The following is a 22,122-nucleotide window of genomic DNA, read 5'->3' on the forward strand; positions in this document are numbered from 1 at the left end:
CAAGAGAGTTCAGCTATGAAACTAGGCAATAACCAACACACCATTCTCTGCCCGCACTGTGGCTTCCATACCCGCGTCGACGTGGACTCCAGTGGCGGTGACCAGGAGTTCTACCAGGATTGCAGCGCCTGCTGCGCGTCCATCCACCTTCGCCTGCACATCGACGAGCTGCACCAACAGGTGCAGCTGTTCGTTGACGCCGACGACGAGCAGAACTACTGACAGTCAGCTCAGCGGACCTTCCCGCCAAGCCTGCCGCTGGCTTGGCCTGCACAGCCGGTCATTGCGACTCGGCCATATCTTTGCTTCGCCCTTCCATTCACCTGTGATTTTTGTGCTGTGGCGCACAGCGGCGCCCTGTACCCCGCATAGAATGAAAACCACGGACAACCGGATAGGCGCTGCCGTCAACAACAAGAAACCCGATTCTGGGCTGGGATCAGGGCAGGAGTTGCCGGTCTTTGCCACACTCTCCAGTGTGGCTTAACGATCGCCAAATCCACCGGGGTAAACCGGACAAAGTTGTTGGCGAGCCATTGATCAAGCTGGAAAAGTGTTGCGTATCACAAAGTGAGCCGATGGCCGCTGGTCATCGACCGGACAGTCAGACTGGGTTAAGTGGCCTCGGGGCACACTGCCCGGCCTGGTGTGAACAGCAACAGATTGATGCAAGCCAGCATCGATCGGGCTGCCACCGGACATGGCCGTTCGGACTGAGACGCAAGGAGATGAACATGAAGCAACTGAACTTTCACGACGTGCTGCTGATCATCCTGGCGCTGATCATGGTGCTACTGATAACAGTGCCGATCCAGAGCCCACAAGCGATGGTGCCGTCAGAGGCTCAGCCACTGGTCCCGACCCCGGTTACCGCTAAGGCAGAATCAGCCGGTCAGACGGCGCCGATGCCGGCTTCATCCAGCGTATCGGCGCCCTAGCGTCACGCTATCCCCTACCCCTGTTCTCGGGCCGCCAGCACCCGCTCCACCGTGTCCACGATGGTCTGGGTCTGGCTGTCGATCTCGATATTAAGACGGTCACCCACCTGGCGCTCTGACAGGGTGGTTAACTGCAGCGTTTCCGGGATCAGGTGCAGGTTGAAACCGTCATCAAACACCTCCCCCACGGTCAGGCTACAGCCATCCACCGCGACAAAGCCTTTGTGCAGGATGTACTTCATCCACTGCGAGTCCACCTTCAGCCGCAGCCGACAGTTGGTCTCGGTTTCCTCACGCTCGGCGATCATGGCACTGGTGTGAACATGACCGGACACCAGGTGACCACCAATCTCCTTGCCGAAGGTCAACGAGCGCTCCACGTTGACCAGGCTACCCACCTGCAGATCCGCCAGGTTGGTCAGGCGCAGGGTTTCTTCCATCACGTCAAAGAAAACCGTATCATTCTCGACACTTGTCACCGTCAGACAGACCCCGTTGTTGGCCACACTGGCCCCCAACTCCAGATCCTCAGCTAACCCATTGGGCAGCGACACCGCCAAGGTGCGCAGGCCCTTTTGTTCGTGGATCTGTGTGACTGTCGCTGTGCCCTGCACTATGCCTGTAAACATACTGATTTCCGATTTCTCTACCACTTTGGCTGTACAAAATGCATAACCCCGGCTTCCAAGTCAAAAAACTGGTGCAACTGGCCCTGCCCGTGCTGCTGGCACAGGTTGCCCAAACCATGATGGGCTTTATCGACACCGTGATGGCGGGACAGGTCGGTGCCGTGGATATGGCCGCCGTGGCGGTGGGGGCCAGCCTGTGGCTGCCCACCATCTTGCTGTTCTCCGGCATCATCTGGGCGGTACCGCCACTGGTGTCTCATCTGCACGGGGCCAATGAAACCGACAAGGTGCGTCCACTGGTGCACCAGACCGCCTACCTGGCAGCAGGGTGTGCGCTGATCGCCATGCTGCTGCTGGCCCAGGCCAACCTGGTGCTGGAACGGATGGATCTGGAGCCGGAGCTGCAGCACCTGGCCACCGGCTACCTCAATGCGGTGCTTTGGGGCGCCCCCGCCTTTCTGCTGTTCCAGGTATTGCGGGTATTCCCGGAGGGGCTCTCCCACACCTTTACCTCCATGGTGATCAGCTTTGTCGGCCTGGCGATCAACATCCCGGCCAACTACATCTTCATCAATGGCCACTTTGGCATGCCCGCCATGGGCGGTGCGGGTTGCGGGGTGGCCACCGCGCTGGTGTTCTGGGGGATGAGCCTGTGCATGATCGTCTACCTCAAGTGGGGCAAACGCTTTCGTGATTACCAGCTGTTCAGCCAGTTCAAGGCGATCGACTGGACGGTACAGAAGCGGATCTGGGGCCTGGGCCTGCCGGTGGCGCTGGCGGTGTTCTTTGAGGTCACCCTGTTTGCCTTTGTCGCGGTGATGATCGCGCCGCTCGGATCTATCGTGGTGGCGGGTCACCAGGTGGCTGCCAACTTCTCCAGCATCATCTTTATGTTGCCACTGTCCATCGGGGTGGCTGCCACCATTCGCATCGGCTATTACCTGGGCCGGGAACAACCAGAAACCGCCCGCATGGTGGCCAGGCTGGCGATCTGGTTGGGCGTGGCGGTTGCTCTGGCCACCGCGGTACTGACCCTGGTGGCCCGTGGCCCCATCGCCCAGATGTACACCGACGATACCCAGGTGCTCGCCCTGGCCGTGCAACTGATGCTGTTGTGTGCGGTGTACCAGATCTCCGACGCCATCCAGGTCGTATCGACTGCGTGTTTGCGTGGCTACAAGGACACCGTGATGATCCTGTGGATCGCGTTGTTCTCCTACTGGGGGATCGGTATGACCGTTGGCTACGTATTGGGACTGACCGATCTGGCCGTCCCCCGAATGGGCGCTGCCGGCTTTTGGATCGGCTTTATCTCCGGCCTGTCGACGGCCGCGGTGCTGCTCAACTGGCGCTTAAGGATCGTACAGAAACGACATGAGACTGCGATGGCTTAGCCTTACCCTGGTGTTGCCCCTGATGACTGGATGTCAGCGGGGGCCAGAGACTGTGCTGGACGACTACCTCACCCGGCTGGAACGGGTACTGGAGGTGGAGCGCCCCGCTCCACAGCCCCCCGCCCTGCCCAGCCGCCCGGCCCGGGCAGCCCTGCAGCCGCCGGCCAGCAGCCGAGTTGCCCTGCTCGACCCGCTCAGCCTTAAGCCCTGCCAGGTATTGCCTCTCATCGCCGAGCACAACGCCCCCATGGGCAAACTCGCCCTTCCCTCCGGCCAATACCGCTACCAGCGCCAGCTGCTGCATCGCCTGCACCGCTGCGATCCCAGTGAGCTGGAACCCGAGGGTGTGGCCCTGCGCCAGCAGGTGGTGGAGGATCGCACCCCGCAATTGGCCCAACGCTTTGGTCGTATGCTGCTGCTCAGCGAAGAGCTGTGGTACAAGCTCGACAGCAGTGAAGCCCCATGGCAGTGGCAAGGCGACGTGGAGACCGAACAGCTGCTCAGTCAACTGGCCCAGTATCGGACTCAGAGCCTGGCGCTGGATTATCCCCACGACAGCGACGGCCAAGAGCTGGAAGCCCTGCTTAACCAGGTGCGAGCCAGCGCCCAACCGGCCAGCCTGCACCGCAGTATGATCGCGTTGATGACCACGCTGGATCAGGCCAGTGCCATGCTGGCCGCCTCCGGTTTGGACAGCTGCAGCCGACAAGAGGCGGAGATCCTGCCCAACCTGTTGGTCGCCATCTATGGCAAACGGGTTCAGCCGCTGCTCGCCCAGGTTCAACGCAGTGACCAGGCCTTAACCGGCCCGCTTAGGGATCTGCTCCAGCCGGTGCCTGACAAAGCCTTCTTCACTTTTTACTTATCATCAGAAAACAGCAGCTTGCGCGCAAAATATCGTTCGTCGGTGGATCGTCACACCGACCACTGGCAGAGAAAAATTGCCCAGTGCGGAGGCCTTCCCGGTCAACAAAGCGACAATCGCCCGGGCACTTGAACAAAGCGGCAGCAATCAAGCCTGTTTCAGCGAAAATCCCCTTGCCAGCTAGCCGAGGGCTGATTACTATACGCCTCGCTGTTTAGCACAGCACAGTGCGTCCGTAGCTCAGTTGGTTAGAGCACCACCTTGACATGGTGGGGGTCGGTAGTTCGAATCTACTCGGACGCACCAAGATTCTTGATTGAAGCGACACACGCGGTTCAATCATCGATATGGGTTGCCGTGGCAACCGGTATCACAACCTGTTTATGTGCGTCCGTAGCTCAGTTGGTTAGAGCACCACCTTGACATGGTGGGGGTCGGTAGTTCGAATCTACTCGGACGCACCATCTTTTCGATAAACACAACCCTCGGTTTCTGTTTATCGCCGATGTCGCCTTCGAAGCAGCATCACAACAAGTTAATGTGCGTCCGTAGCTCAGTTGGTTAGAGCACCACCTTGACATGGTGGGGGTCGGTAGTTCGAATCTACTCGGACGCACCACATATTAGGGCTGGAGAGCAATCTCCAGCCCTTTTTCGTATCTGTCAATCAGGACCCAGTCTCCTGGTCGCCGTCATATTCGTCACTCTCCCAAGCGACACCACCGTCTCCTCTTCGCAATAAGCGACACTCCGATGCCCGTTGCTGCTCTGAACCAGAGTTGAACCACTTCCGACTTAATCGTCAATTAAGTAACGGTAACCCAAACACTTTCTCTACATTCGAAGCGACAGACACCCCGCCGGTGGAGGGCGATTAGCACACATGCCCTTCCCCGCCGGCGGCCACCATCCTTCACACAATGGGGAGAGTCTCTATGGTTGCGACACAACTGCGTCCACATCGCCGTTGCAGAAACGGCCGCCGCCACTACTCAGCGGGCAATACCCAACTGGGGATCCCAAGGCCATCAGCGTCCATCTCGATGGGTATGGGTTCAGGAGGCAAGTCATGAGGAAACTTTTCTGGATTGTTCTGGGCCTCGGCCTTCCCGTTACAGCCGGTGCCAATACCTTTGGTCTGGTGGTTCAACCTCAAGAAGGCCAATCCGATCACGACATCAATGCCGCCATCTACCACTGCGAGCAGTTGGCTTCGCAGGTCCAGCAGCCGGAGGTGGACGGCGCGCTGCAGGATGGTGTGAAATCCGCCGCCCGTGTGGGCACTGTCGGTGCTGCTGCCGGCGCCATCTCCGGTAACTCGGGCTCTTCCGCCGCTAAAACCGGCGCGGCAGTGGGCGCTTCTGTTGGCTTGTTGCGGGGCAGCGCCAACCGCCGCGGCGCACAAAGACACCATGAGGCAGAGCAAAAACACGTTGTTCGTCAATGCTTGAGCAACGATGGCTACACAGTGCTGAACTGAGGAAACCGTCATGAAAACCAATCAACAGAGGGGTTCGATACGTCGTTGGCTTGCGCTATGTGTTCACCGGCTGCTCATCGCCGCGGGCGCGGCCTTCACCATGGGGATGGTCATGGCATCAGCACAGGCCAGCGAGCGGCTGTCACTGGACCTGAGGGCATCGCAGGTGGTGGAGGAGCGTGGGCTGATGTACTGCTGGTACAGCAACCCGGAGAAAACCGTCAACGAGATGCTGGTGGTCACCTGGGGGCCAGGCAAAGAGTGTCCTATCGGCATCCTGGCGATGCCCTAAGCCCCCATGTTATCGCTGAGGTGGCACCATCGGCTGGCGGATCAGGGTTTTTAATCGCTCCGGGGCGGTACGACGGAAGTCACTGAGATAGATCTCATGGTGCTTGCCACGCAGCTGGCTGCCCTGCTGTTCGATGTAGGCATGCAACCGGGCCACCGTCGGCCCCTCCTCGGCAAAGGGGCCAACATGCAGGGTTTGGGCACACAATCCCTCGCTATAGGGGGCGTAGCGGACCAGAGGCAGTGCCGGCAGGGCTTTCTTGGCCCGAACCTGTGCCATCGCCTGCTCCACCAGGCTCTCGTCCACCAGATCCGGCTGCATGATCATCATGGTCCAGCGCCAGTTATCCCGGTTGCCGTTGACGAAATCGGCCATCTCATCCGCCCACCAAAGCCCCTCCAGCGGCAGCACGCCGTAATCGATGCCCAGCTCGCCCCGCTTCACCAGGAACTTGATGGCGTAGGCCACCGAGAACAGCGCCTCAATCGCCTGCTGGTGGGTTTCACACCCCGGCGCGCCTTGGCCACCCACCATCAGGTAGTGCAGTGTTGGCACCTCCAGGGTAGCCAGCTTGGTCGCACTGCCGTGGTACAGGGGTTTTAGCAGCTTCTTGTAGTCTCGTTTCTCACTGGTACCGGCCATGGTGACTCCTTCTGGCTCATCCAACATGGATTCAGGCTTTACGGTGTGGCTTGGCTTAGTGCCGTAGATCTACAGGTACTTCTCTACTGGCAACAACTGCCACATGCGGGATTTAGCCCGCGACCATCGCCCCATCTCCGGCTCACTGGTCCAACTTGACTCCCCCGACGTCCACCGCAGTTGGCCCTGCTCAAGCTCCAGGTGCCAGCTGTGGGTTTCATCCATCGCCTCCTCCATCTTCGCTGCCAGTTCCGTTGCCAGTTGCTCACTGTCAATGAGCAACACGGACTCGGTGTTGAGATAGATGGAACGAAGGTTCAGGTTGAACGAGCCGATCGCCAGGATCCGGTGGTCGAATACCGCGGATTTACTGTGCAACCCGTAGGCGGCCTGTGGCGCGCATTTGGCCTCGTCCCGGGTGGATTCCGTACACAAGTTGGTATCCGGTTTGAGTTCAAACAGGTCCATGCCGTGGGTCAACATCCCCTTGCGTCGTCCGGCGTAGCCTGAGTGGTTGGGGAGCAGGTCGTTCGACGCCATCGAATTGGTCAGGGCTTTGACCTCAATCCCCCGGTCCGTCAGTCGTTGCAGTTGTTCAAGCTGTCGGTCATCCAACACCAGGTAGGCGGACTCGATCAAGATGGAGTGCTGCGACCCTTGAGCCAGGTCATTGAGCACCCGGGCCGTCTTTTTGGGCTGGTTGCTGTCATTCACATCCGCGGGCACGGGTTGGTCTGCGACATATTCGGTCTTGGCCCAGGTCATCTCATCCATTAACGCCGCCAGGAAGCGTTCCGACGCCACTTGGCCCTGGGGCAGCGCCGCTAGGTTCTGGTAAACCGGTGCCTTTGCCAGGCTCAACTCTGGCAACTCGGGTCGGACGGTACCACCAAGCAGGTCAATGGGGTACGCCCAGGGGCTGCTCCAATACTGGCTATAACCTGCCTCGATATCGTCAACCACCGGGCCCATCACCAGCACATCGAGATCACGGAAATTGATCTGATCGGACAGATCAAAATACTCATCGCCAATATTACGGCCCCCGACGATGGATGCCCGACCATCGACGGTGAAGGTCTTGTTGTGCATACGACGATTCAACCGGGAAAAATCCCCGAGTACCCGGAGCCATTTTGCCACCCCCTGTCGGCTGGGAATGGGATTGAAGATCCGCACCTCGATGTTGGGGTGTTGATCCAGCGTGGCCAGCAGATCCTCCCGCTCATCCACATTGATGTCATCCAACAGCAGTCGGACCTGAATCCCCCGGTCCGCTGCGGCGACCAGCCGACTGAACAGGTAGAGCCCGGAGGCATCGGAGTTCCAGATGTAGTACTGGATATCAATGCTATGCTGAGCCGTCTCGATCAGAGCCAGGCGCTGGGCCAGCGCATCCCAACCGCTCTGCTGCAACACCACCTGGCTCAGGCCAAGGTCATGCTGCGCCTGCCAGTGCTGTTGCGATTCCCAGACCTTGGCCACCGCCGGGTCATCCCGATGTTCAATTTCGGGGGGCAACGAGGCGCATCCGGACAGAAAAACGAGAGCGATGGCGAGGAGCCGACAGCGGTCTAGCACGGGCATGGACTGCATATCCTTGTAGCGAGTGAAGGTGATAATGGGTTGCTGCCAGTCTTGGCGCAGCATGGCCTTGCCGAAGGCTTTGCGCCTACCTGACGCTATCCATGATGCTCGTCCCCGGCTAACCAGCTGTCTGATGGGGCAATACCGTAGCAGCGTCGCAATCCTGCTAGACTCTCGCGAGCGACGCAACAGAGCGGATCACGTTTGTGACCCCCACTATCGACAGCGCGCACTATCTGGGCGGCCTGTCGCCCGAATAAGGGCTCTTACCCTCATAGCAGGCCAACTCCGCAGCTTTGATCTTAACAACAAAAGGCGCTAAGCACTGCGAGGCCCTTAGCCCAGCACCTGCCTGAGGAATGAAGAGATGTCGTCCAGTTGCGCCATGCACAGCTCGTGGGCCATGGCGTAGCTGCGGGTCCTTGGCGCCAGTCCCATCTGGGTCAGGCGCTCAGCCGCCTTGTGCGCCAACTGAGGCGGCACCATGGGGTCCTGGCTGCCATGATGGATCTCCACCGGCAGTTGGCGATTGGCATCGGAGAGCGTCAGGGAGTCCGCTGTCGCCAGGTAGGTTGATAACGCCAGCAGACCCGCCAAAGGCTGCGGATGGCTCAACGCAGTCTGGTAGGCCACAGCACCGCCCTGTGAGAAGCCGATCAGCACGATGCGGCGGCTGTCGATGCCCTGCGCCACCTGCTGCTCAATCATCTGGCCAATGGTCTGCGCAGAAGCCAGCAGATGTTCACTGTCCACCTCCCGCTCCAAACCAAGCGACAGAATGTCGTACCAGGCGGGCATCACCATGCCCTGGTTGATGGTGACCGGACGACTGGGAGCCTGGGGAAACAGGAAGCGGATGTCACCACAGCCCGCCAGGTTCAAATGAGGGATCACCGGGACAAAATCATCGGCGCTGGCCCCCAGTCCGTGCAACCAGATCACCGCAGCTTGTGGCTCAGGGCCCGTTTCTCTGACCAGGGTGTCGCGCATACGCTCTCCTTTACCGCACCGCATTGGTTGGCCGGATAGGGTCCGATTCCGGCCCCGTACCAACCTCTCATTGGAAAGCGCTAGCCTAACCTGCCACCCCACCACCGCGTCAATGGACAACCACAAGCGATCAGCGCTGAACTAAAAACCAAAGTGCCAATGACAAACCAAGCCAGAGAACGGCATTAGAGCAACGATCGGGTGGACCGCCGCAGATCTAGCGCATGCGACGCAGCGCCACCACCTCACCGGCCCGCACCTCGGCCACAAAAGCCTCCTTGCCACCGACGCGAAAGTAGTAACGCGTACTGGCGACTCCGCCTTCGGGGTATTGCAGCGATTCGGTCAGTTGTGGGCGTCCGCACGCCGAGAGCAGCGCGCCGGTAGAGTCGCCAACCTTGATAAGCCCGGTTGCCGTGCATCGCACCGACGGTACCTGCCACTCCACGGCCTGCCCCTGGACACTGATAATCAGAGCGGCGCAGGCTGCCAGGCACAACGTGGTGTTGACTCGATGAGTCCTTGCTTCGTTCATCTTGCCCCCCGTCCGCTTTGCTTAGCCAGTGGGGTGCCTTGTTGGATTCCCACCGTATCCAGATGAGGCTGATAAATGGTCACCCCCTCGGGTAAACTGCCTCGCCAGCGGCGAAGCTGCCGTGCATCGGGCCCGGGGTGCATCCCTTGCCAGTCCAGCAACATGATTGCGAGGACATTGCGGTGCTCTCCGTAGACGGGATCCAGGCTACCCGTAGTGGAGGGGATCATCCCGGCGTCCCGATCAATGGTGGCCTGAAGCGCGCTTTGCAGACGGGCCACCATGGGCTCGGAGTCCAGCCCCGCCAGCAAAAAAGCGATCCCCACCTCGGCCAATACATCGGCCTTGGCCCGGCGGAGGATCTCCCCTTCGTTGGCGCGGAAGTAATCAAAAATCCAGCGGTAGGGCTCAGGCCGCACCGGGTACTGGTAATACTGGGAGGAGGCAAACAGGATATGGGTCAGGCCATACAGCTTGTTGTGATACTGCAACTCGTCCAGAGCGGCGTCCATGTCATCGGGATAGACCTTCCGAAACGCCTCAATAAAAAGCTCCGTCATGTCCCCCTGCCCCAACTGCTTCAGCCAGAACACCTGGTTGGCCAGTTGCGCCGCCCAGGCCTGGATCATCTCCGGCTGGGTCACAAAGCGTTCAAATTGCTGCGCCTCGATGTAGCGACGAAACGCGTCTTCTCCCTGGTGGCGCAAACCATACTCCTGCAGCCGTGCCAGTGATGCGATCAGATCAAATCCCAGGATCAGATATTCCGGCTGCAGGCGAACAGTGTCGTAACGAAGCTGGCCCCTGGGCTGCTTAAAGTGACTGTAACGCTCAACCCGCGCTTCGATGTGCCGGGCCAGACCCGCCGGATCCGACATCAGCGGAAACAATCGATTCAGACGCTGAGCATGAAACTCCAGGTCGTTAAGCACCCAATGGCCATATACCTCCTCGCCGGTTTGCCGGTAGAGTCGCAGGCCATAGTGCCCCTGCTTACGCGGAGGCAACTGCTGCAACGCCTGTTCAAAAGTGTGCCGCAACAGCGCCGCATCCTGCTTTGGCGGTGGCATGGCTTCGGCGGCGTGCAGCAGTGGCGCGCACAGCAAGATGGCAGCTAACCATGGGTGGTTCATGACGTAATCCCTGTACATTGACCCGAGGCAGTGTGGTCAAGTATTAGCCAGTTTGCCGAACGAGTGACTCAATGGTGGGAAATCCAGGGCTCTAACGCTGACTTTTGAGGTCATTGCGCTAAGATGTGGCCACTTTGATTTAGACAGAAGATGACGTCATGAGCGAGAAAACCCCATTGCCCCAAGAGCTGCAGCAGGTACTGAACTACATGGAGGTATCCGAAGAACAGCACGAAGGGCTGCTGAGCATCTACAACGCTGTCGAAGCACCGCTTCGCGCCAGCTGGGATCAGCAACCGCAAAGTGCCCGCAATGTCATGGAGAGCTTTGAGCAGTTCCAGGCGATCGTGACCTACACCCTGGCTGGCCCAACTGCCGAGTTACTGCAAATGGCGCAGCAGAATAACGAGGGTGAAGAGCTCAGCGAAGAGCAGGCTGATGCCATGCTGCAGCAGCTGTTTTCCCAGGGCATCAAGATGATGATCAAGGACCTCAAGTCCGCGCGTCGCGACGCCTCTTTGCGTAACGAGTTCCTGTCACCGTTCCGCGCCTGAGTCTATTTATTGCCCAGCTGGACAAATGGTAATGCCAGCCAGCTCGGACAAAGAAATGCCCCACTTCGTCACTGCGAGGTGGGGCTTTTTTCTGGCATACTGCCATCGGCGCCTCGTTCAAAACCTCAGGCTGTTATCGAACCCTCGACGAGACTCGTCGTTCTGTCGGCTGGGTTCGCTTGATTATCCACTCCGGAACGAACCCGCATTTATTGGACGTCACCACACGTAACCACACCAATAAGCCGCAATTGGCCAGCACCATTACAGTATGCGTTACATCGTGTAATTCACCCGGAAAGGCGCAGATTGGTCAGGTGCTGCTGCCACTGCTGCAGGTTTTGACGGATCTGTTGCTCAGTCAGGGGGTTGAGTTGCGCCTTGTCCAAAGGCAACGCTGCCTCCGCCAGGGCGCTACCCTGCCCCACCAGCCAGTCACGACCGAAACGGCAGATCCGGTCTGCGGTAAATTGGTCTGGTAAAGAGAGATGTTCGCGAACCGCCGCCATCAACTCACTGGGATAGCGATGTGGCATCGGTTTCTCCGGATGCTGCATGGCCGGAAACACCCACACCGATTGACCGCTTTGTCGCCGCTGCAGTTTGAGGATCTCCATCGCCGCCGGTGTCACCGGCACCACCTTCTCCTGCCCCCGTGTTGTCTTGACCTGAACCAGGCCACGTTCCCAATTGACCCCGGCCCAGGTCATCCGGCACAGCACAGAAAACGGCACCAACAGAGAAAGCTGAAGTAACAGCAACGGCTGAACCTGCTCATGCAGTGGCAGCCCCAACAACGCCTTGTGGTAACGGCCAATCTCGCTGGCCATCAATGGCATGCGGTGACTGATCACCTGAGGCAGACGGATCGTTTCACAGGGGTTGGCGAGATTGGGATCCAGCCAGGCCTCGGGCTGAATCGCGATATGGCCCCTGGCCACATCAAACAGGTGACGGAGCGTCGACAGTGCCGCCCCTTTTGCCCTCTGGCCATGACTGCCCCGCTGCTGCGCCCCCTGCTCTACCTGGCGCAACACCGCCTCGATATCGTCCGGGCCAATCTTTGCGGCATCCAATCCCTGCCAAAGCAGCAACGCATGTCGCTCAAGGATCTGCTGCTCCCGGCGCCACTGGCTCCGGTGCTGACGCGCATACGCCAGGTACAGCTCAACCAGGCGTTCCACCGGCATCTCTACCTTGGCCACGACTGACTGGCCCTGCAGCTCCGCCCGAGCTTCAGCCCAGGCCTCCCTGGCCTGGGCAACAGACATCTCGGGAAAGTGACCTAAGGTCCGCTGTTTGGTGGACTTGGCCCCTTTTGGCGTGTAGCGCAGGATCCAGCGCCGCTTGTGCTTGGCGACCTTAAACACCAGGCCAGGGTACTGTGGATCCGAGACGTCTGCGGCCGCCTGCTGGTAAAAGCGTTCGTCATAGCCGCTGCGTCCCTCAATCTCATTTTTCGCCTGCTTGATCACCTCGGCGACCCGTCCACGGATCCCGGTGGCCAAACACTGATCGAGCAAAAGCAGAACCTGTTGCTTTGGTGGGATTTTCGTCATGCGTGTTTCCTTGTTAGCTAACCGGATCCTTTCAGATCCCAAGGCCGATGCAAAGGGGAAAAGATCCCGATTTAACAAACGTTTTTTGGTTTTTCCTTGCGCCCAGGGACGAGTTGAGCAAGGATCCAATCAGCCTTAATGAGGAATCCGAAATGAGCACAATCCAACCCGAAATCCAGCGTTTTGTCGATGCCGTCACCGAGCAGGGCCAGATCTGGGTACTGAGCACCGAAGGCGAGTACGTGGTCTGCGACTCCGTCGAGTTCGAGCAGACCGACGTAATGCCGCTGTTCTCCTCCGAGCAAGCCGCCAAGGCGCTGTGCCAGGAAGATTGGTCTGAGTACGAGGCCAAAGCGGTATCCGTCGACGACTTCTTCGAGCAGTGGCTGCCGAGCCTGGACGAAGACAAGGTGATGGTGGGTCTGGACTGGGATGAAGAGCTTAACGGCGTTGAGTGTGACCCGTTTGAGCTGGCCAAGCTGCTGGCAGACAGCGGGATCTAATCCCCGTCACCACAACGCCTGATTGGAAGCCGACCCCTGGGTCGGCTTTTTGATGCCCGGGCGCCAATAATGTGTTCAAGCCTTGCGCAATGGGGGGTGTCCTGTTCCGTCACTGACAGTAGCCAGGCAAAAGGCACATTGGTGGTGGCATAAACTTTAGTGAGGGACAGGGATGGACCGCTCGCAAGCTCGCTCGCCGCTGCGCGGCGTCACTCCCTACGGTCGTTGCGAACCCTAGCAGGGTTCGGCACCCATTCTCACCGGGTGATATACGCAAAAAGGCCTCCAATTCTGGAGGCCTTTTTGCGTATATGGCGGTGGGACAGGGATTCGAACCCTGGATAGGCTATTAACCTATGCCGGTTTTCAAGACCGGTGCATTCAACCGCTCTGCCATCCCACCGACGCCGGGCATAGTAGGGATTTCCGCAGGCGCTGTAAACCCCCTACTGACCGGACGGGCAGGATTCGAACAAAGCGGTCAGAAATCAGGCCCCGTGGCCATCTTTGCCTTTGTTCGCTCTCAGCCTTTCCTGATCCTTATACAGCCACTGCTGCAGCAAGGTATGTTCCTGTCCCTGGTTAAACCACTGGGGATAGGTGGTTTTGAGCATTTCGTTGTAGCGCTCGCCAACCGGGATCTCCTCCTCTCCCACCAGCAGGCGAAGCCGACCATTGCGCTGCTTACGGGTGGAGGAGACTCGCTCGGGGTTCACCAGGTAGCTGCGGTGAACCCGGCACACCTTGTCCGGCGCAAACATGCTCTCTACCTGGTGCAGGTTGACCCGGAACAGGAAGCACTGGCCGTTGTGATGAAACAGCTCCACGTACTGGTTGGCTGCCTTGATGTACTCGCACTCCTCCAGCAGATCGCGGATGTCTGCCAGTGCCTGAAAGTCCGATTTGTTGATCCGACCGCGGTTGGCGGCGGTGATCAGATCCGCTGCCGCCGACACCCATTGATACATCTGGTGCAGTTTGACCGTGCTGGGTGCACTGCTGGCGTAGATCCGACCGGCAAGGATGTTGGAGCAGCTGAGCTTACCGCACTCCCGCTCCAGAGTTTGGTAGGGAGGCATGGCGCTGCCACGCCAATACCAAACCAGTTGATAGCCTGGCCAGATGGCGGCAAACAGCTGAGACACCTGATAAAGCTGCTCTGAGGTCTGGTGGTGACTGAGAATTGAGCCCATCGACATCACCAGTTGATGGTAGCCCCCCTGGCAGTCGTCCGGATGTTGATGGTTATCGGCTTCGGATGGATGATTGGCAGCCACGACACTTCCCTCTCGTTACGGTGTGCCCACACAAACGAGAAGGAATCAAAAAACGGCTCATTTATTTTCGGCCATCCCGGACGGAGGACTCAGGGCTGGGTCAGTTTTCGAAAACCATCGGAGTGGCGCAGTGGCGCCAACATCGGGTAGCGCTCGATCTGCGCCAGGCTAACCCCCTGCTCCATGGCGGTCTCGATCCAGGCCAGGGCCTGCTGCTCCTCGCCCAACTGATAGCTCAGATCCGCCAGTAAAAAGGCGCTGGAGGCACTGACAGTTCCCAGCGCCAGCAAACGATCGCGAAAGCGCCGGGCATCTTCCCCCTGGCCCAGGTAGGCGTGGTAGATCGCCACCTGCCCCAGCAAGGTACGGTCCGATGGCAGTAAAGAAAGCTCCGCCTGGGCGATGCGCAGGGCGTTTTCCAGCGCCTGGCGTGAACCGTCGTCCTGCTCACCATGCTGCAAACGCAGGCTCAAGCCTAAGCTGGCCCAGGCCGGGTAGCGTGCCGGCGCAAGCTCTGCAGCACGACGATAATGAACCACCGCATCCGGATAGGCCTTCTGATAAAAGTGCAGGGTCGCCAGATTAAAGTGCAGTTCGTAATCCTCGCCGTACTCCAGTGCCTCCTGGTACAGCGCCTGGGCACCTTCCGAGTCCCCTAAATGGGTCAAGGCTGCGGCCAGGTTGGCCAGCACCGCCGGCGCCCGGCCGGACAGCTCAAGCGCTTGCTGGTAGGCATTCAGTGCCTGGTCACGATCGCCCCGGCGCAGGTGGTAGCTGCCCAGGGCATCAAAGGTCTGCCAGCGGTTGGGGTAACGTTCCTGAAGCCTGAGCAGCTCCAGGTAGGCTTCCTGATCACGCTGCAACAGCTCATGGGTACGCGCCAGTTGGCGACGCGCCTCAAAGTGCTCAGGAAAGCGCTCAAGTGCCAGGGTAAAGGCCGCCGCAGCCGCCCCCAACTCTCCCTTGAGCCGGTGGTTGCGGCCCATTTCCACGTAGGCCTCCACCAGCTGGCTGTTTTGCTCCAGGGCCCGATTGAGTTGCTGCTGTGAGGCCTCCAGCCACTGTCCTTGGTGGGTAAGCTGGAAACGGTAGCGTGAAGCTTTGGCCAGGGAGAGTTGATACAGAGCGGTATTCTCCAACGCCAGGGCCGCTTCCAGGCTATCGCTGGCGTCCATCAGCGCATTCCAATGAGTCAGGCTGCGATGAGCCTCAAAGGTCAGCAGCTTGGCCGCCCCCTCCAGGTACAGCTCATAACCGACCGGATCGAGGATCCGCTCCTGCTGGATCAAGGTGGCCTTTGGCGAACTGGGCAGTTTCAGTTGGCTTTGCAGCGCATTGAAGATCGCCACCGGCGCCAGGCTCAGTTGAGACTCGGAGAAGCTCTGCTGCCAAAAGGGCCCATCCTGGCCCAGGTAACTCAGGCGAACAGCCACGCTATCGTCCTGGGCCTCGAGCTCCATGACAACCTCCCGGTTGGCGCCGTGCAGCCGCTGCGGTGCGTTGGTACTGCCCAGGTAGCTAAACTGCTCATCCCCACCGGCCAGGATCCCCAGCTTCTGATCCAGTTGATTGAGCCATACCGTCGAGGCGGGATGTGCTCCGCTGCCCAGTTGCAGCGCCAGCCGTTGTGGCTCCCGCTCGGCAAACTGGCTCCAAAGCCCAGCCGTCACCGCTCCCAACATCATCAGCGCCCCGGTGGCGGTGAGCCAACGACGTCGGCGCGGCCGGCCCAGATCAAAATCCGGTGACTGGATCGCTGCAACCCGTTGTTCACGTTGATCCGGTTTTAGGGCCAGCAAGGCACGCAGCAGCGACTCCGCCGCCTCGGGCATGCGCAATTGATTAATCGCGGGGTTTTGTGCCCAGACAAAAGCATTAACCGGCTGCGACCAGCCCAGGGCGACCGCCAGCTCCAGCATCACCACCCCGAGCGACCAGTAATCCGTCGCACCGGTAAGGGGCTCCGCCCGGATCTGCTCGGGGCTCATATAGGGGGTGGTACCGATGGGGATCCCGGTATGATCGCCATCCTCCTCCAGCCAGGCCGCGGCACCAAAATCCAGTAAACGCACGCTGTCGTCCGGCATCACCATGATGTTGCCCGGCTTGATATCCCGGTGCAGCACGCCTTGTTGGTGGGCATAGCGTAACGCCTCCACCAACTGGCTTATCCAGCGCATCACCGACTGCGGCTGAACCGTTTCAGACTCAATGCGTTTATCCAGGGTTTGACCATCGTAGAAGGCCATCACCATGGCATCCTGGCCCAAGGGGGTCTGGGTCAGCCCATAGAGGGTACCGATAAAGGGGTGCTCAAGCTGACTGGCCATCCGTGCTTCGCGCAGGAATCGCGCTCGTGCCTGCTCAGACAGGAAGTGGCCCGGAGCCAACAGCTTGATCGCCACCGGGCGATCCAGCTTGGGATCCCAGCCCTGGTACACCACGCCCATCCCGCCTTGGCCGATCAATCGAGTGATCTGGTACTCGCCGATCTGCTGGCCAATAAGATCCAGCGGATCCTCGGTCTTTTGCTTGGCGAACAGGGACTGGCCAAAGTCAGAGAAATAGGCCTCGCCGGGCTGATGATGCGACAGCAGCGCCCGCAACTCCTCAGCGGTTTCCGGAGAGAGTGTCGACAGCCACTCGCTGCGGCCAGGCTCAGCCAGGCTGAGGGCCTGTTCAAACAGCGCCTTGATGTCGATGCTGGGTGGGGACTGGGCCAATCCGTAGCTCCTTGCGAACCGTTAGCGAGAGCGGCTGATGCTCTTATGCAACCAGGCCTGGGCGAAGGCCCAATCTCGCTTCACCGTCGCCGGTGAGACTCCCAGCACAGAGGCGGTCTCCGGTACCGTCATGCCGCCGAAGATGCGGTGCACCGCTACCTGGTGTTCGCGGGGATAGCGATGCTCGAAGCGGTTGAGGGCGTGGTCGATCTCCGCCAGTTGCTCCAGCTTCTCTTCCGGAAACCACTGATCGATCCCAAGCCCACTGGCATCGCGCTTATTGGCTTTCTTTTGCCGCAGGTAGTCGATCAACACATGGCGCATGGCGGTACTGGCAGAGGCGAGGAAGTGCTGCTCATCCACGTACTGATGCGGCTTGTCCGCCAGCTTGGCGTACATCTCATGGATCAGGGCACGGGAATCGAGCGTGTGGCATTGAGGCAGGCGCTGTTTTACGCTGCGGGCACGCTGACGCAGTGCCTGGTAAAGCACTGGCAACATCGCTTCCGCGTCCCAAAGCTCGGGATTGGCGGGGGATTGGAGCGCATTGGGTTCCAATATCCTGGCCTTATCTCAGAAAAGTTCTTTTAATTTCAGTGTCATGCACATGCTGTCACAGTTTGGCCGGGCTGTTAAGCCCCCCCCAAGTATGGCGCAGTGCTGGTACGTCAGTGCAATCAAGCCCCGCTGCAGCGGTACGATCCAGCTAACACTCTGGGAAAAAAGGTTGGACAGCTCACTGCCAGATTCGTAGATTGCCGCTTTTCCTGTCCGGTGTTCCACCGGTCTTGCCTATTCCACAGTGTAAAGGACGCTTCATGATCCACGTATTTGGCCACCAGAGCCCCGACAGCGACAGCATCTGCAGTGCCGTATTGGCCGCTCACTGGCTTAATGCCCGCGGTAAAGACGCCCAGGCCTTCCGTCCTGGCGAAGCCAGCCGTGAAACCCAGTACATCTTTGACCAGGCCGGTCTGGAACTGCCTGCACTGCTGGACAAGCCGCTGAAGGACGAGTCCATCTACCTGGTGGACTTCTGTGAAGCAGAACAGGGCCCGGCGGATCTGGATGAAGCACGCCTGGTAGGCCTGGTGGATCACCACCGCATGGGTACCCTGACCAGCCGTGGCCCGCTGGAAGCCTGGATGATGCCGCTGGGCTCCACCGCCTCTGTGCTGTTCGAGCTGTTCCAGATCCACCAGGTGAGCCTGAGCAAGGCCCACGCTACCCTGATGCTGGGTGCCCTGCTGAGCGACACCGTAGGCCTGAAGTCCCCCACCACCACCGAGCGTGACGTCGAGCTGGTCGACCTGCTGGCCCCCATCGCCGAGGTTAACGTGGAAGAGTTCACCGCCGGCTTGCTGGTGGCCAAGACCGATCTGGATGGCATGAGCGTCGATCAGCTGCTGGACAAAGACGTGAAGAGCTTTGAGTTTGGCGGTAAGTCCCTCACCGTGGCTCAGCTGGAACTGGCCGACTTCGCCCAGACCGACGCCTTTGAAGCTGACTTCGTCACCACCCTGGAAGCCCGTGTGGCCGCCAGCGGTATCGACGTTGCGGTACTGATGCTGACCAATATCCGCTCTGAGCAGACCCGCCTGCTGGCCGCTGGCCCGGCCGCGCAGATGCTAAAAGACGCCAAGGGCGGCGAGATGCTGTTCGAGAAATGCCTGAGCCGTAAGAAGCAGATGTTGCCTTGGCTGAACCAGGTGTTCACCGCCTAAGCACGAATCGCTGCAACGTAAAACGGCACCCCATGGGGTGCCGTTTTTTGTATCAGGCTCGGCAGCCTGGCGCTCCCGTTCCGCCTCCTTGCAGAGCTCTGCAGCACACTTTTTCTGCCCTGCCACGAACTTAGCCTCGCTTTTCCTTATTGATTCTATTGCCAACCAAAGACAAACTGGTATGTAGGTATCATTGTGCTTTGTCACCCGTTCAGTCAAGGAGCCCGGATGACCCCTTTAACCCAGCTCGAGCCTTTGTTTGAACAGTGCCAACGGGCACGCAGCCAGTTAATTCAGGCCATCACCGAACAGGGGCCGCGCCAGGCGCAGCTGTATCGGCTGCCGGAGTTTCTGCAAACCCGGCCACTAGAAGCGATCGAACAGATTGAGCCAGAGCTGGTGGAGGGCAGTGAAGCCCATCCCATGGCCGCCAAGGCACTGGGGGATCTGCACCGCAAGAGTGATGATCTGCAGAGCCAGCGGGTGCGGCGTTACCCCGGCCTGCTGCGCTTTGATAAAAGCGGTGAGCTGCCAAAGCTTATCGAGCAGTTGGATCAGCGACTGGTGCGCTTCAAGACGGCCCTGCATGCCCTGACCGACGGCGCTGCCAATGTGCAGGATGCCCGTTTCGAGTTGCTACATGCCCTCTCCCCCAACCTGTTCACCATGCACTTCTACCGCACTCCGGTATGGCTGGGGCAGCGGGTCAGCCGGGTTCGCTTTGGCTGGGTGCCCAAGCGCATCGTGGCCAAGACCGACCGGGCCAGCATCCTCAGTAAACTGAATAATGCGCTGACTAATCCAGGCCAGCCGGTCAATGACATGGATGCCTGGCAGGCGATCGTGCTTCGAGAGATCAAGGCTATCCAGGCTCTACCGGATTCGATACCACTGCGGATCGACCGGCCCGGCGGGCTGCGCCCTACCGCTTTTGTTCAGTTTGAGCAGGGTGGCCGGCGCCAACTGCCAGCCAACCTGCCGTTGCTGCTGGCCCAGCCCACTCCTGTGCGCACCGTTGCCCTGCCCGTCTGGCAGCAAAGTGCCTTCCCGCAGGCCAAGGGCACCTTGCTGATCCCAAGGCTACATCTCTACCGGCTCGACTGATTCCTGCTCACGCTGCTGCAAGCGCCACAGGCGAGCGTAATGGCCATCGCTGGCAAGCAGATCGTCGTGGGTACCCTGTTCAACGATCTGGCCCTTATCCAGCACCAGGATCCGGTCCGCATCCACCACGGTAGAGAGCCGATGGGCGATCACCAGGGTGGTTTGCTCCCGCGAGATCTCTTCCAGCGCTTGCAGGATCGCTTGCTCTGAGCGGCTATCCAGTGACGAGGTCGCCTCGTCAAACACCATGATCGGCGGCCGCTTCAATAGCGCCCGGGCAATCGCCACCCGCTGCTTCTCACCGCCGGACAGCTTCAAGCCGCGCTCGCCCACCTGGGTCTGTACCCCCTCGGGCAACTGCTCGATAAAACCATCCAGGTGAGCCAAGCGGATCGCTTCCATTACCTCGTCGTCGCTGGCCTCCACCTTGCCGTAGCGTACGTTCTCCAGGATGGAGGTGTTAAACAGCACCGTATCCTGGGGCACCACGCCAATGGCACGTCGCAACGAGGTCTGGGTAACCTGGCGGATGTCCTGGCCGTCGATCAGCACCCGCCCCTCCGCCGGGTCAAAGAAGCGCAGCAGCAACTTGGACAGGGTGGATTTGCCGGCACCACTGGCCCCGACGATCGCCACCTTCTGCTTGGGCTCAACGGTGAACTCCACCCCTTTGAGGATCGGCCTCTGTGACTGGTAGTGGAACTTGATCCCCTCGAAATGAATGGCACCGGGGCCGGCCAGCAGCGGCTGGGCATCAGCCTGGTCCGTCACCTGCGGCTTCTCCTTCAGCAGGGCAAACATCTTCTCGATGTTGGCCAGAGAGCCTTTCATCTCACGGTAGACAAAGCCCAGGAAGTTCAGCGGCATGAACACCTGCATCATAAAGGCATTAACCAGCACGAAATCCCCCAGGGTCATCTGACCGCGGGTGACATCGTAAGCGGCCAGCACCAGGGCGCTGGTCATGGCGATGGCAATAATCAGTGCCTGCCCGCCGTTCAGGGCAAACAGCGACAGGCGATTCTTACGCCGGGCCAGCTCCCACTCGGCCAGCCCTTTGTCGTACAGTCGCGCCTCCTCCTTCTCATTGGCAAAGTACTTCACCGTTTCGAAGTTGAGCAGGCTGTCGATGGCGCGGGTGCTGGCCTGGGATTCGGCGGTGTTCATCTGGCGAAGGAAGTGGGTGCGCCACTCAGTGGCTACCACAGAGAAGGTGACGTAACAGACCACCGCCACCCCGACGATCAGGGCGAAGCCGACGTGGTAGTTCCACCACAGCAGCCCCATCACCAGCAACACCTCCAGCAGGGTTGGGCCGATGTTGAACACCATAAAGCGCATCAGGAAGCTGATGCCGGCGTTGCCCCGCTCGATGTCCCGGGACAAACCGCCGGTCTGGCGATTGAGATGAAAATCCAGGTCCAGCGCATGCAGGTGCTCAAACACCTTTAAGCCCACCCGGCGCATCGCCCGCTCGGTCACCCGGCCAAACAGGGTGTCGCGCAACTCGCCAAACAGCACGTTGGCAAAGCGCACTGCGCCGTAGGCGATCAGCAGCCCCAGCGGCATCAACATCAGCGCGTCGTTGCGCTGGGTATCCAGCGAGTCGACCACGTCCTTGAGAATAAAGGGCAGCCCCACACTGGCGATCTTGGCCGCTATCAGGCACAGCAGCGCCAACACCACCCGGGTGCGAAACTCCATAAGGTAGGGGACAAGGCTGGCCAGGGTACGCCAGTTGACCTCATTAAACTTCACTTGCTGATAACTGCGACCGCGCATTCCATGCTTCTTATTGTGGACAGGCCACAACAATTTAACACGAAGGCAGGCCCGCGAGGCGGTGCCAGCTCACAAGCGGCGAAAGATCGGACAATGGGTTGGAGCTGGGTGCTAGGGGCTAGGGGCTAGGGGCTAGGGGCTAGGGGCTAGGGGCTAGGGGCTAGGGGCTAGGGGCTAGGGGCTAGGGGCTAGGGGCTAGGGGCTAGGGGCTAGGGGCTAGGTAGGCCTAGTGTGGCTATTGGGATTAGTAGGGTGCGAAAGCCTTCGTCGTCAAAAAGAAAGCACCGGATGGAGCATTCCTTGTGAGCCGATAGGGCTCGGTACCCTGTCCCGCCGCTGTCTATATACGCAAAGAAGGTACCTTGGTGGCATAAGAGAGTCTGGTGAGGGACAGGGATGGACCGCTCGCAA

Annotated in this window: 21 protein-coding genes and 4 tRNA genes; 13 read left to right on the forward strand and 12 right to left on the reverse strand. The window is 59.7% G+C overall.

The window, feature by feature from the left end:
• The first annotated feature begins 15 nt into the window (after positions 1–15).
• Positions 16–222 carry a CPXCG motif-containing cysteine-rich protein gene (locus BUC04_RS02355; RefSeq protein WP_067654827.1) on the forward strand — a complete coding sequence of 69 codons (207 nt, stop codon included), beginning with the start codon at positions 16–18 and terminating at the stop codon, positions 220–222.
• A 512-nt stretch (positions 223–734) separates the two neighbouring features.
• Positions 735–938, forward strand: coding sequence for a hypothetical protein (locus tag BUC04_RS02360; RefSeq protein WP_067654830.1), 204 nt, complete (start codon positions 735–737; stop codon positions 936–938).
• A 14-nt stretch (positions 939–952) separates the two neighbouring features.
• On the opposite strand, the gene BUC04_RS02365 is transcribed toward BUC04_RS02360, so the two are convergent.
• On the reverse strand, positions 953–1,567 hold the full coding sequence (locus BUC04_RS02365) for a riboflavin synthase (protein WP_067654833.1): 615 nt from the start codon (positions 1,565–1,567) through the stop codon (positions 953–955).
• 38 nt (positions 1,568–1,605) lie between these two features.
• On the opposite strand from BUC04_RS02365, the gene BUC04_RS02370 reads away from it, so the two are divergent.
• The 7 genes from BUC04_RS02370 (at position 1,606) to BUC04_RS02400 (ending at position 5,598) form a co-directional block, all read left to right on the forward strand.
• Complete coding sequence (locus BUC04_RS02370; protein ID WP_067654836.1) at positions 1,606–2,961, forward strand: MATE family efflux transporter; 1,356 nt, start codon at positions 1,606–1,608, stop codon at positions 2,959–2,961.
• The gene (locus BUC04_RS02375; protein WP_082766536.1) at positions 2,942–3,958 is read left to right on the forward strand and encodes a DUF3080 family protein; all 1,017 of its coding nucleotides are present in this window, start codon (positions 2,942–2,944) and stop codon (positions 3,956–3,958) included. The genes BUC04_RS02370 and BUC04_RS02375 overlap by 20 nt, the downstream gene beginning before the upstream one ends.
• A gap of 97 nt (positions 3,959–4,055) precedes the next feature.
• Positions 4,056–4,132: transfer RNA gene (locus BUC04_RS02380), tRNA-Val, on the forward strand.
• Between the two features lie 81 nt (positions 4,133–4,213).
• Positions 4,214–4,290 (forward strand) — tRNA-Val (locus BUC04_RS02385).
• Positions 4,291–4,368: 78 nt separating this feature from the next.
• Positions 4,369–4,445, forward strand: a tRNA-Val gene (locus tag BUC04_RS02390).
• A gap of 450 nt (positions 4,446–4,895) precedes the next feature.
• Positions 4,896–5,306, forward strand: coding sequence for a hypothetical protein (locus BUC04_RS02395; protein ID WP_067654881.1), 411 nt, complete (start codon positions 4,896–4,898; stop codon positions 5,304–5,306).
• A gap of 112 nt (positions 5,307–5,418) precedes the next feature.
• Positions 5,419–5,598, forward strand: coding sequence for a hypothetical protein (locus BUC04_RS02400; protein WP_073325525.1), 180 nt, complete (start codon positions 5,419–5,421; stop codon positions 5,596–5,598).
• 9 nt (positions 5,599–5,607) lie between these two features.
• Here the strand turns inward: BUC04_RS02400 and BUC04_RS02405 are convergent, their stop codons facing one another.
• From BUC04_RS02405 to BUC04_RS02425, 5 genes are all read right to left on the reverse strand, one after another.
• Positions 5,608–6,240 carry a GyrI-like domain-containing protein gene (locus tag BUC04_RS02405; protein WP_067654887.1) on the reverse strand — a complete coding sequence of 211 codons (633 nt, stop codon included), beginning with the start codon at positions 6,238–6,240 and terminating at the stop codon, positions 5,608–5,610.
• Between the two features lie 69 nt (positions 6,241–6,309).
• Positions 6,310–7,761 carry a phospholipase D family protein gene (locus tag BUC04_RS02410; RefSeq protein ID WP_234977305.1) on the reverse strand — a complete coding sequence of 484 codons (1,452 nt, stop codon included), beginning with the start codon at positions 7,759–7,761 and terminating at the stop codon, positions 6,310–6,312.
• A gap of 402 nt (positions 7,762–8,163) precedes the next feature.
• Positions 8,164–8,817 (reverse strand): alpha/beta hydrolase, encoded by a 654-nt coding sequence (locus BUC04_RS02415; RefSeq protein WP_067654890.1) that lies wholly within the window; start codon positions 8,815–8,817, stop codon positions 8,164–8,166.
• A gap of 217 nt (positions 8,818–9,034) precedes the next feature.
• Positions 9,035–9,244 (reverse strand): DUF2845 domain-containing protein, encoded by a 210-nt coding sequence (locus BUC04_RS02420; RefSeq protein ID WP_159437648.1) that lies wholly within the window; start codon positions 9,242–9,244, stop codon positions 9,035–9,037.
• Positions 9,245–9,348: 104 nt separating this feature from the next.
• Positions 9,349–10,485: a DUF3541 domain-containing protein gene (locus tag BUC04_RS02425; RefSeq protein WP_067654895.1), complete on the reverse strand. Its 1,137-nt coding sequence runs from the start codon at positions 10,483–10,485 to the stop codon at positions 9,349–9,351.
• A gap of 158 nt (positions 10,486–10,643) precedes the next feature.
• On the opposite strand from BUC04_RS02425, the gene BUC04_RS02430 reads away from it, so the two are divergent.
• Positions 10,644–11,039, forward strand: coding sequence for a DUF3069 domain-containing protein (locus BUC04_RS02430; RefSeq protein WP_067654898.1), 396 nt, complete (start codon positions 10,644–10,646; stop codon positions 11,037–11,039).
• A gap of 290 nt (positions 11,040–11,329) precedes the next feature.
• Here the strand turns inward: BUC04_RS02430 and BUC04_RS02435 are convergent, their stop codons facing one another.
• A complete protein-coding gene (locus tag BUC04_RS02435) occupies positions 11,330–12,598 on the reverse strand; it encodes an integrase arm-type DNA-binding domain-containing protein (protein ID WP_067654901.1) in 1,269 nt (422 codons plus the stop codon).
• Positions 12,599–12,750: 152 nt separating this feature from the next.
• Between BUC04_RS02435 and BUC04_RS02440 the strand changes: the two genes are divergently transcribed.
• A complete protein-coding gene (locus tag BUC04_RS02440; RefSeq protein ID WP_067654904.1) occupies positions 12,751–13,101 on the forward strand; it encodes a DUF2750 domain-containing protein in 351 nt (116 codons plus the stop codon).
• A 312-nt stretch (positions 13,102–13,413) separates the two neighbouring features.
• On the opposite strand, the gene BUC04_RS02445 is transcribed toward BUC04_RS02440, so the two are convergent.
• From BUC04_RS02445 to BUC04_RS02460, 4 genes are all read right to left on the reverse strand, one after another.
• Positions 13,414–13,504: transfer RNA gene (locus BUC04_RS02445), tRNA-Ser, on the reverse strand.
• Positions 13,505–13,589: 85 nt separating this feature from the next.
• Positions 13,590–14,378: a LytTR family DNA-binding domain-containing protein gene (locus BUC04_RS02450; RefSeq protein ID WP_067654907.1), complete on the reverse strand. Its 789-nt coding sequence runs from the start codon at positions 14,376–14,378 to the stop codon at positions 13,590–13,592.
• A gap of 89 nt (positions 14,379–14,467) precedes the next feature.
• Positions 14,468–17,101, reverse strand: coding sequence for a serine/threonine-protein kinase (locus tag BUC04_RS02455; RefSeq protein ID WP_067654910.1), 2,634 nt, complete (start codon positions 17,099–17,101; stop codon positions 14,468–14,470).
• 21 nt (positions 17,102–17,122) lie between these two features.
• On the reverse strand, positions 17,123–17,602 hold the full coding sequence (locus tag BUC04_RS02460; protein ID WP_143165502.1) for an ECF-type sigma factor: 480 nt from the start codon (positions 17,600–17,602) through the stop codon (positions 17,123–17,125).
• A 317-nt stretch (positions 17,603–17,919) separates the two neighbouring features.
• On the opposite strand from BUC04_RS02460, the gene BUC04_RS02465 reads away from it, so the two are divergent.
• The gene (locus BUC04_RS02465; protein ID WP_067654918.1) at positions 17,920–18,825 is read left to right on the forward strand and encodes a manganese-dependent inorganic pyrophosphatase; all 906 of its coding nucleotides are present in this window, start codon (positions 17,920–17,922) and stop codon (positions 18,823–18,825) included.
• Between the two features lie 228 nt (positions 18,826–19,053).
• A complete protein-coding gene (locus BUC04_RS02470; RefSeq protein ID WP_067654921.1) occupies positions 19,054–19,929 on the forward strand; it encodes a DNA replication terminus site-binding protein in 876 nt (291 codons plus the stop codon).
• Here the strand turns inward: BUC04_RS02470 and BUC04_RS02475 are convergent.
• Positions 19,906–21,711 (reverse strand): ABCB family ABC transporter ATP-binding protein/permease, encoded by a 1,806-nt coding sequence (locus BUC04_RS02475; protein ID WP_067654924.1) that lies wholly within the window; start codon positions 21,709–21,711, stop codon positions 19,906–19,908. The two genes, BUC04_RS02470 and BUC04_RS02475, sit on opposite strands and share 24 nt — an antisense overlap.
• Positions 21,712–22,122: the final 411 nt, after the last annotated feature.

Origin of the sequence: Ferrimonas marina (assembly GCF_900129905.1) — a bacterium.
Classification (GTDB): Bacteria; Pseudomonadota; Gammaproteobacteria; order Enterobacterales; family Shewanellaceae; genus Ferrimonas; species Ferrimonas marina.

What these genes read in the sequence shown, in the direction of transcription:
- BUC04_RS02355 (WP_067654827.1), top strand. Translation starts at nt 16, where the DNA reads ATGAAACTAGGCAATAACCAACACACCATTCTCTGCCCGCACTGTGGC.
- BUC04_RS02360 (WP_067654830.1), top strand. Translation starts at nt 735, where the DNA reads ATGAAGCAACTGAACTTTCACGACGTGCTGCTGATCATCCTGGCGCTG.
- BUC04_RS02365 (WP_067654833.1), bottom strand. Translation starts at nt 1,567, where the DNA reads ATGTTTACAGGCATAGTGCAGGGCACAGCGACAGTCACACAGATCCAC.
- BUC04_RS02370 (WP_067654836.1), top strand. Translation starts at nt 1,606, where the DNA reads ATGCATAACCCCGGCTTCCAAGTCAAAAAACTGGTGCAACTGGCCCTG.
- BUC04_RS02375 (WP_082766536.1), top strand. Translation starts at nt 2,942, where the DNA reads ATGAGACTGCGATGGCTTAGCCTTACCCTGGTGTTGCCCCTGATGACT.
- BUC04_RS02395 (WP_067654881.1), top strand. Translation starts at nt 4,896, where the DNA reads ATGAGGAAACTTTTCTGGATTGTTCTGGGCCTCGGCCTTCCCGTTACA.
- BUC04_RS02400 (WP_073325525.1), top strand. Translation starts at nt 5,419, where the DNA reads ATGGCATCAGCACAGGCCAGCGAGCGGCTGTCACTGGACCTGAGGGCA.
- BUC04_RS02405 (WP_067654887.1), bottom strand. Translation starts at nt 6,240, where the DNA reads ATGGCCGGTACCAGTGAGAAACGAGACTACAAGAAGCTGCTAAAACCC.
- BUC04_RS02415 (WP_067654890.1), bottom strand. Translation starts at nt 8,817, where the DNA reads ATGCGCGACACCCTGGTCAGAGAAACGGGCCCTGAGCCACAAGCTGCG.
- BUC04_RS02425 (WP_067654895.1), bottom strand. Translation starts at nt 10,485, where the DNA reads ATGAACCACCCATGGTTAGCTGCCATCTTGCTGTGCGCGCCACTGCTG.
- BUC04_RS02430 (WP_067654898.1), top strand. Translation starts at nt 10,644, where the DNA reads ATGAGCGAGAAAACCCCATTGCCCCAAGAGCTGCAGCAGGTACTGAAC.
- BUC04_RS02435 (WP_067654901.1), bottom strand. Translation starts at nt 12,598, where the DNA reads ATGACGAAAATCCCACCAAAGCAACAGGTTCTGCTTTTGCTCGATCAG.
- BUC04_RS02440 (WP_067654904.1), top strand. Translation starts at nt 12,751, where the DNA reads ATGAGCACAATCCAACCCGAAATCCAGCGTTTTGTCGATGCCGTCACC.
- BUC04_RS02460 (WP_143165502.1), bottom strand. Translation starts at nt 17,602, where the DNA reads ATGTTGCCAGTGCTTTACCAGGCACTGCGTCAGCGTGCCCGCAGCGTA.
- BUC04_RS02465 (WP_067654918.1), top strand. Translation starts at nt 17,920, where the DNA reads ATGATCCACGTATTTGGCCACCAGAGCCCCGACAGCGACAGCATCTGC.
- BUC04_RS02470 (WP_067654921.1), top strand. Translation starts at nt 19,054, where the DNA reads ATGACCCCTTTAACCCAGCTCGAGCCTTTGTTTGAACAGTGCCAACGG.
- BUC04_RS02475 (WP_067654924.1), bottom strand. Translation starts at nt 21,711, where the DNA reads ATGCGCGGTCGCAGTTATCAGCAAGTGAAGTTTAATGAGGTCAACTGG.